The organism is Idiomarina sp. Sol25, from assembly GCF_033052775.1.
In the GTDB taxonomy this organism is placed as follows: Bacteria; Pseudomonadota; Gammaproteobacteria; order Enterobacterales; family Alteromonadaceae; genus Idiomarina.
This window is the reverse complement of the sequence record NZ_JAUPEW010000016.1, coordinates 1-9105: the sequence shown is the minus strand read 5'-3', so window position 1 is coordinate 9105 and position 9105 is coordinate 1. Positions and strand designations below refer to the sequence as shown.

Genomic DNA, 9105 nt, shown 5'->3' with positions numbered 1-9105 from the left:
GTCGAAATTGGTTTTGGTCATATGTCATCTCTTTTTTGCTTAGTTTAACGAAATGACACAGAATTCTGAACACTACATTTTCATTTAGAGGCCTGAACACAACTACCAACAACTCCCGTTTCAGGAAAGGCGACGGTCTGAACCGTTACACTTTTAAAACCCGCTTTTTCAAAAAGCGCTGTAGTGTTAGCTGTATCACCTAATTGCTCTGTTGCTTTTAGCAAACTAATCAACCGAGCTTTGTGTTCATTTATCGCATTAATGTAACCCGACAGCACGCGGTATGATTCATCTGACTTACCCTGTGCCGCGGCCTGCAGTGCGTGTTTCGTTGCCGGAACAAAGTTCATGACCTGGAAAGCGCCGTACCGCTCGTACTTTCTGGCGAATTGGTTTAGGTTGTATTGTTCCTGCAGCGCGGCTTTTGGCAAATTATTAGGACCATGTTTTAACAGAGCTTCCTGAAGCGGTGTTACCGATTTCTTCAGTTGTTTAAGCACAGAAGGGATAAATTCAAACAAGGCTTTGCTGTTTTTATAAATGTTTGAATCGGTCGAATGCACTAAAGCAATAACATTACCGCCACGCTTAAGTTGCAGGTGCAAATTTTTAAGCCCGGTTTGCATATCACCGTATTCAAGGCCAAAGTGCGACACAAAGGTGCCTACTTTTTTATTCGATGACAGCTTAAAGGTTTCGTAAGGCGTCTCAGCGTGTAATTTCAGAGCATCGTTAAAAGGCTTAAGCTCAGCTGAGTCTATTCCCAGCACATCTAGCTTTTTCCCTTTTTCTTGCGAGTATTCCGTTAACCACTGAACGACGATACCGTTTCCGGTACCTACATCTACAATTGGTTGTTTCAGCTCATTCTCATCCATGCGCTCAAACCAGAACTTGCGCATTTGGTAGGCCTGTAAGCGTGCTTTATCATCTAAAAGGCTGGCTTTTGCGCCTTTTTGCCAATAGTCACTCCACGGATTTTTTGTTGTTTTCATGGATACTCCAATAAATTATCAGCATAAAACTGTAGCTGAGCATACTACGCTCTAGATGTAATGTCAGCTTGGAGATTTTCAATAACGAAGAATAAAAAAAGCCAGTCGGGATATCCCGACTGGCTTTGCTGACTACTCATCTTTATTAAAAAAGTTTTAGAAGCTCATTGTTACGCCGGCAAAGTAATAGCGGCCTGTAACATCATAAGCTTGTGACGCAGTATTAATACCTGTCGCGCCAGTATTACTTCCTTGCGGAAGAATTGGAGGCTGCTTATCGAACGCGTTACGAATACCGACATTAAATTCGAAATTATCGTTCAAGTAATAACGTGCTGAAATATCGTGGTACGTCACTGAACCTACGTAGTTGTACTCGCCATAAGGCTGACGGGTTGTGTAGTTGTAGTTCTCACCGTTAAGTGAATCTACAGAGCTATCCCAGTGGCGAATTCTCCAAGAAACACTAACATCATCCAAAGAGTAAGCTAGGTTGAGGTTTGCACGATGCTCAGGTGTAGTTATTTCGCCTGCGTAGTAAGTCGTGCTGCCATCGTAAATAGACTCAATTGAATACTCGTCAGTATAGTTCCAGATGAAATCAGCAGAGAACATACCGTCTGCAATTTGGGTACGGTAGTTCATTTCGAAATCAACACCGGATGTACGAATAATGTTTTCATTAGACGAACTGCTGTTTACATCGACCAACACGCCGTTAGAGCTACGAAGAACCTGATCACTACAAGTCGGATCAAAGCTACCAGGAGATACATCGTAGCAGCGCTCAAGCACTAAGTTACGTGAAGTAACAGAGATTGCGTCTTCAACCTTGATTTTGTAGTAATCCACAGTTGCAGACAACTCATCATTAATTTGCCAGATAGCACCGACACTATAAGTATCAGCAGTTTCTTCCTGAACGTCAGGGTTACCACCAACTAAACCGCCTGTTCCTTGAGTTTCCGCAGAGGTCAGCTCAAATTCACCAGCAGACTGGATACGCCCATTAACTGAGTCAATTGAACGACAGTTTTCAGCTATATTTCCTTCACTTGTTGCTGTTACACCTACACAAGGATCGTTCACACGAGCAAATGTTTCACCATTACCTGAGTATAAGTCGGAAATATTAGGAGTACGAATTGCAGTTGCGGCTGACGCACGCAGTTTTACACTGTCAACTGGTTCATATTCTGTACCTACGTTCCAAGTAACAGCTCCACCAGTGGCTGAATGCTCAGAATAACGTGCCGCAAGATCAACAGACCAGTTCATTAATACCGGTAAACGCGTTTCTACAAACACGTCACTCGTGTTAAAGCTACCGTCTGTCGGTTGAGCTTTGTTAGTACTTGAAGCGCCAGTTTGAGCTAAGTCACCCGGGCTGTAAGTACCTTTTTCCTCGCGATATTCAAGACCACCAGCTAAACCGACAAAACCACCTGCCAGCTCTAGTGGTAAATCACCTGAAATGACACTCTGCACAACAAACTGTTCAGCTGTGCCCGTTGCTTTAGCCGGCGTTGAAACATAATCAACAGCAGCTTGTGAAACGGTACCTTCACCAAATAGGTTTAACGGAACACAACCTTGCATAGCAGCGATATCGCTCGCGCAAACCAGGTTACCGTTAGCGTCTTCAGTAACATCCAAAGCAAGACGCGCACGATCTGTGTTAATTTGACCACCATTTAGCTGTTCCTGGTTTGTACGACCCCAAGTAAAGTAGTTGTCCCAAGTCCAGTTATAGTCAATTGCATAACTAAAACCTGATGCAATACGTAGAGTATCACGAGTAACATCAGTAGAGCGGTTACCAAATTCAGCCATACGACGGACAAAATCTACGCGCTGAGAACCTAGGTCATCGATACCGTAAGATAGTAAGTTGTCACGTAGCTCCTGAGGCACCAATGGAGAGTATACGCTTAACCCTGCTACCGGATCTTCAACCCGATTATTCATCCATAAGTCTTCGCCAACGTTAAACGGTGTTGGTTCAATAGTAGAACCCTTTGTTTCCGCAGAGTTCCAGTGAACAGAACCAAAAACATTTAATTTATTTGATAAATCTTGACGGATTTCAGCAGACACATAACGACGCTCTAATGGTGTCACTAACTGGCGAACAGAAGCGCGGTTGAATCCGCCTGAATATTCTGTTCCATCAGCGTCAAAACTCTCTAGTGTGTTCCCGTCAGCATCTTTAACTGATACACGACCCTGTTTAGGGAAAGATGACAGTAAATCTCCTACGTACTCATTGCCGTTTTCATCAGAATAAAGTGCGCTATCTACAGCAGAGAAAGAACGGTCACTAGACTTAAGGCCTTCGTCGTTATCAATACCGAACGAGAACCAAGCGTTACCGCCGTCCCAGTTCTTACCTGTGGTTAAGTTAAAGGTTTGGGTTTGACGATCATGTTCACCTGAAGTACCCGCCTGGGTGCTAATTTCGATACCTTCGAAATCTTTACGGGTAATGATGTTAACTACACCAGCTACAGCATCTGAACCGTATACTGCTGAAGAAGCACTTTTCAGAATTTCAATGCGCTCTACCATTGAGGCCGGAATAGCGTTTAAATCTACAGCGTAGCCTGAAGAAGGTGCTATACCAGATACGAAACGCTGACCGTTAACTAGTACTAACGTACGCTCAGCGCCCATGTTACGTAATTCTGTTGTGTTCAAACCAACAGATACCGTATCAAACGCAGAGTTCGATTGATCGGAGCCGGCGATAGCGACAGGCGACATATTCAATACTTGAGCAACGTTAATAGCCCCTGTTTGAACAATATCTTCACGGCCAATGGTTGTTACCGGTACCGGAGTTTCCATACTGGTACGGCTCAAACGAGAACCGGTTACTTCAATTTTTTCGATATTATTTTGATCTGCAGTATTGTCCTGAGCTAGTGCTGGAAATGACAGCGTGGACGCAACTGCAACCGCAGTAATGCTGCGGCGAAACAGTTTATTATTCATTGATATTACTCCCTGGAACATTATTTTTGAGTTGCTTGATTGGCGAAAGCAACCTGAAACCGATGGCAGCCTGACTACTTATTGTTCGACCACCCGTTTTCGGTAACAACCTTTTAACGCTGTAAGGAGTTCATTTCAATAGGCACTTAAGTCTTTTCTTATACCCTCTGAACTGAACGCCTAATATTTGAACTAACAGTCTGTTTAATCGGCTTTTTTATTAATTAAATTAACGTATGTATCAATATAAAAAACATATGTATTTTAGTTGTAAACCCCTGATTTAAGTGAGTTATGCATAACTTTTTAATAACAAATTTAAAGGAGATTTAGACATGTTGAACCCGTAACACTGCGCCAAAAAAAGCTCGGCGCAAGCAACGGTATCGGTTAGGGCATGATGGGCGTCGTAATCAGGTAAGTTGTAGCGTTTACGACAGGCACTAAGAGTCAGTTGGCCGCCGTGAATAGGTTGATGAGGGTTGCGTTCAAGCTTATGCTTTTCGAACGCTAAAGTGTCGAAAATAGCCAAAGGTTTAAAAGGTATACCGTACTTCGCTTCTATATGTTTCAGAAAACGCCAGTCCATACCTTTGTGGTGACAAACTAACACGGCATCATTTAAAGCTCGGCTTAACATAGCAAAGGTTTGTTTAGGCTCAGAGCTGTGCAAAAAATCTTGCCTGGTTAAACCATGAATGGTCGGGCTTTGCCCGAGTTCAAGCTCTTGTCCGTGAGCGAAAACATGATACTGGGCATTCCCCAGGTGCATCACGGGTGGATGAATGCTCATCCAGGCAATCGATAAAATCTGATGCTTTTTCGGATCCAGTCCGGTGCTCTCAATGTCTAGCGCGACGTATCGCAGGCTTCGCCACGGCTGTTTTAAATTCTGTCGCCTGTTGTACCAATGAGCCAGTTTTTGCAGCCATTGAGACATAATTAGTACCCTTGCCGGCTAAACTTCAGGCCAACGCCTTGTTGGGCTTCCTTTATAATTTTAAAAGCGGTCTTTAACTGGCGTCTTGAAAGCGTACTCAGCTCGTCAGGGTCTATGGCATTCTTTGGTTTTTCGCTGCCCCATACTTCTAACTGATGGTTCAACCTTAGCTGTGTCAAAAACTCCCATGCTTCCAGCAGTGACTGGTTATCGCGACGATTTAACAAACGGCTACCTTTTAACGCGTTTAAACGCGCGGCAGTGCCTGGTGACGTAATTCCGGCCTGCAATGAGTAAATACGTGCTATGTCATTAATTAAGGCAATGCCGTAACGTTTTATATCTATGGTATCGCCGTCATCAGTGTCCTCTGTGCGTAAGCGGTTAAACAACCCCAAAGGTACTGCTATGCGGTTAACCAGAATAGCTAAATTTCCCAGGAACATTTCGTTCTTCGCTAAGTTCGCAATCTGCTCGCGATATTGTTGATAAAATTTACCCGGGCCAACAACCGGCCTGCTGTCAAAAAATATCTGACAATACATGAGTGCCTTTGGTGTCGGGCTTTCAATCCAGCCCCGGAAACGCTCCTTCCATTGGTCTATAGTCCCCCTGCACTCCGGATTGGACGCCATAATATTCCCAGGACAAGATGGGATACCACACTCATTCAGCCCTTCGCAGACGTAATCTCCTAAACCGGCAAACCAGTTTTTTTGCTTATCGGACAAACCATTGCTAAGCAAAAGACCGTTGTCCTGATCTGAGCTTAAGGTTTGATCTTCCCTGCCCTGCGAGCCAAATGCTAACCAGCTGTAAGCGGCTGGTGCAGCACCGTTTTCTTGTTCATACAGCTTTATAAGCTGACGTGTCATGCCGTCAGTAACAGATGCCATAAGCCGGCCCAAAACAGATGTCTGCTTCACGCGGCTGGCAAATGTTTGCAAATACTCCGGAAGTTTTTGAGCTTCTTCTATTAATTGAGATTTACTACTTGCCTTACGAATGGCACTAATAAGAAAGACAGGATCACTACGTTGCTGACGAATTAAATCCGTTGCCGTCACCATCCCTACGGGTTGGTTCTGGTCATTAACCACCGGTAAGTGATGAATATTACTGGAGGTCATAGTGGTTAACGCATCCATTAATGAGCGATTTTCGTAAACCGATTCAGGCAGTTGTGTCATTACCGCAGAAACGCGCACATCCAGCGGTAAGCCTTCAGCCACTACCCTGTTTCTTAAGTCTCTGTCCGTTAAAATGCCGACCAACTGGGTGTCATCAACGACCAAAACAGACGATATTCCATGGCTAGCCATTAGCTTAGCCGCTTCTTGTACCGATGTGCTGCTGGATAAACTTACCGGGGGCATAGACACAACACTGCCGACAGTCTGCTCGCTCCAGTCACTATCGGTGCCATCATCACTTTTTTGTTCTGTTAATAAACGTTGGCCATGGGCTCTTATAAAGTATTGTTCGAAAGGTTTTGATGCATTACGAAGACGATCAAACGCCGACTGTGGCAACACGTACACAATACCGTCTTCTATCGCCTGCAATTTATTAACCACTTCGCGGCCTGATAGCAAAGACGGGTAGCCAAACAAATCGCCGTTCTCCAAACGCTCTATCAGTCGTCCGTCGGCTCCTCGTAAATCAAAAACACCTGAACGCACGATAAACAGCGCTGGCCTCATGTCTTTTAATATATCGTTGCAGTTCTGGTCATTCATATAAACGGACTGCATTTGCGATACAACCCAGCTTCTTTGCTCTTCAGATAAGGTGTCAAAAGGAGGGCAGTCTTGTAGAAATGAATTAACTTCCATGGCTAATCCTAATTTATAAAGAAGCAGATTTCAGTTTTGTGTATTAACTTGAGTTAGTCAATAAAAAGCCCAGCACAGGGCTGGGCTTCAATTGAGGTATATGTCGTTAGTGGGACTTAGCTTCACCAGACCCTTTTGGGTAACGTATGGACTCAACCAGCTCCTGAATTTCTTCCGGAGCGTCACCAGTAAACTTATGCACGACAACTGCAACAACAAAGTTGATGATCATGCCTAAGGTACCGATACCCTCTGGGGAAATTCCGAATAACCAGTTTTCTTGAGTATTGAGCTCAGGAGCAACGAACTTGAAGTACACTATATAGCAGAAGGTAAACAGTATACCCACAACCATACCAGCTATTGCTCCTGCACGGTTCATACGCTTATGGAATACGCCCATGATGATCGCAGGGAAGAAGCTCGCTGCGGCTAAGCCGAACGCAAAGGCGACCACCTGCGCTACGAAGCCGGGCGGGTATATACCAAAGTAAACTGAAATGATAATTGCAGTCGCAGCTGCAACCCTGGCGTAGAACAACTCTTGTTTATCTGTGATATTCGGCGCCAAATTTCGTTTCAGTAAATCATGGGAAACGGAGGTTGATATAACCAGTAAAAGACCTGCGGAAGTGGAAAGTGCAGCGGCAACACCACCTGCGGCAACCAATGCAACAACCCAGGCCGGCAAATCACCAATTTCTGGATTCGCCAATACCATGATGTCACGATCAATGGTCATTTCGTTGCGCTCATCGCCTGAATAGAACATTTTGCCGTCGTTATTGTTGTCTTCCCAAGTGATCAAACCGGTTTTTTCCCAGTTTTTAATCCAGCTTGGCGCGTTATCGTATTCAACACCTTGTAGGTCTGGTCCGTTGATTGTGTTGAAAATGTTAACTTTAGCAAACGAAGCAATAGTCGGAGCTGTTAGGTAAACGACTGAAATGAACGTCAGAGCCCAGAAAGCTGAACGGCGTGCATCACGCACTTTCGGCACCGTAAAGAAGCGTACTATAACGTGTGGTAAACCAGCGGTACCGACCATCAGTGCAGCAGTAATGAAGAACACATCGACTTTACTGCGAACACCTTCGGTGTATTCGGCAAAACCTAGCTCGGTCGATAATCCATCCAGTCGTTCAAGTAGGAACTGTCCAGAGCCGGGAACGCCATCGGCTATGGTGGCACCAAAACCCGTTTGAGGCAGTACGTGACCCGTCATCATTAACGACAAGAATACCGCAGGCACAATGTAGGCAAACATCAATACTACATATTGAGCTACCTGAGTGTAAGTTATGCCTTTCATACCACCCAATACGGTATAAAAGAAAACAATTATGGCACCAATGATAACGCCAGTTGCAATGTCAACTTCTAGGAAACGAGAGAATACGACACCTACGCCTCGCATTTGCCCTGCAATATAAGTAAAGCAGATCAAAATGGCACAGATGACGGCAATAGTACGTGCCGTTTGAGAATAATAGCGATCCCCGATGAAGTCTGGCACGGTGAATTTCCCAAACTTACGCAAGTAAGGAGCAAGACACATAGCCAATAAGACATAGCCTCCAGTCCAGCCCATCAGGTAAACAGAGCCGTCATAACCGGCAAAGGCTACGATACCCGCCATTGAAATAAAAGAAGCAGCTGACATCCAGTCAGCGGCCGTTGCCATACCATTGGCAATAGGGTTAACCCCGCCGCTTGCTACGTAAAAGTCATTCGTTGAGCCGGCACGTGACCAAATCGCAATACCTATGTATAGCGCGAAAGTCAGGCCGACGATTATAAAGGTGAGCGTTTGAATATCCATAGCGCCTTAGTCCTCGTGTACATTGTATTTGTTATCTAACGCGGCCATGCCTCTCACATAAATGAAGATAAGCACGATGAATGTCAGAATGGAGCCTTGCTGTGCGAACCAGAATCCCAGCTTAAAGCCGAAGAAAGTGATTTCGTTAAGCACATCCACCAATATAATTCCAAAGCCATAGGAAACGACAAACCATACAATTAGCAGCTTGAGCATCAAGCTGAGGTTTTCTTTCCAATAGGCTTTGGCATGGGATTCACTTTCGAATGCCATAACGTCCCCTCCAGTTGTTCAACATTTCTGTTTTTGATCGATAACAAATGTAAATGGAATTATTAACAAGGGGAATTGGACTTTGGTCGTAGCCTTAATTTTGTGCATCAGATGAGGAGGTCAGCAGTTAAACTCAGGAAAATATTAGACTTGAAGCGGGATATCGACATGGCCGTGGAACAGGCATAAAAAAACCCCAGCCGGTTGGGCTGGGGTTCTCTATTTGTAGTCTGGCGGTGACCTACT

At 44.7% G+C, this 9105-nt stretch carries 6 protein-coding genes; all 6 read right to left on the bottom strand.

The window, feature by feature from the left end:
- Nucleotides 1-80: 80 nt before the first annotated feature.
- The 6 genes from Q5L94_RS13190 to Q5L94_RS13165 all read right to left on the bottom strand — a co-directional run bounded on the left by Q5L94_RS13190 (nt 81) and on the right by Q5L94_RS13165 (nt 8859).
- Nucleotides 81-995, bottom strand: coding sequence for an SAM-dependent methyltransferase (locus tag Q5L94_RS13190; protein ID WP_317498835.1), 915 nt, complete (start codon nt 993-995; stop codon nt 81-83).
- 156 nt (nt 996-1151) lie between these two features.
- A complete protein-coding gene (locus tag Q5L94_RS13185) occupies nt 1152-3989 on the bottom strand; it encodes a TonB-dependent receptor plug domain-containing protein (RefSeq protein WP_317498834.1) in 2838 nt (945 codons plus the stop codon).
- Nucleotides 3990-4281: 292 nt separating this feature from the next.
- Entirely contained in the window at nt 4282-4929 is a 648-nt protein-coding gene (locus Q5L94_RS13180; RefSeq protein ID WP_317498833.1) for a 3'-5' exonuclease, read from the bottom strand.
- A gap of 2 nt (nt 4930-4931) precedes the next feature.
- Nucleotides 4932-6764 carry a DUF294 nucleotidyltransferase-like domain-containing protein gene (locus Q5L94_RS13175; protein WP_317498832.1) on the bottom strand — a complete coding sequence of 611 codons (1833 nt, stop codon included), beginning with the start codon at nt 6762-6764 and terminating at the stop codon, nt 4932-4934.
- 106 nt (nt 6765-6870) lie between these two features.
- Nucleotides 6871-8586 (bottom strand): sodium:solute symporter family protein, encoded by a 1716-nt coding sequence (locus tag Q5L94_RS13170; RefSeq protein WP_317498831.1) that lies wholly within the window; start codon nt 8584-8586, stop codon nt 6871-6873.
- Nucleotides 8587-8592: 6 nt separating this feature from the next.
- The gene (locus tag Q5L94_RS13165) at nt 8593-8859 is read right to left on the bottom strand and encodes a DUF4212 domain-containing protein (protein ID WP_011234430.1); all 267 of its coding nucleotides are present in this window, start codon (nt 8857-8859) and stop codon (nt 8593-8595) included.
- Between the last annotated feature and the right edge of the window lie 246 nt (nt 8860-9105).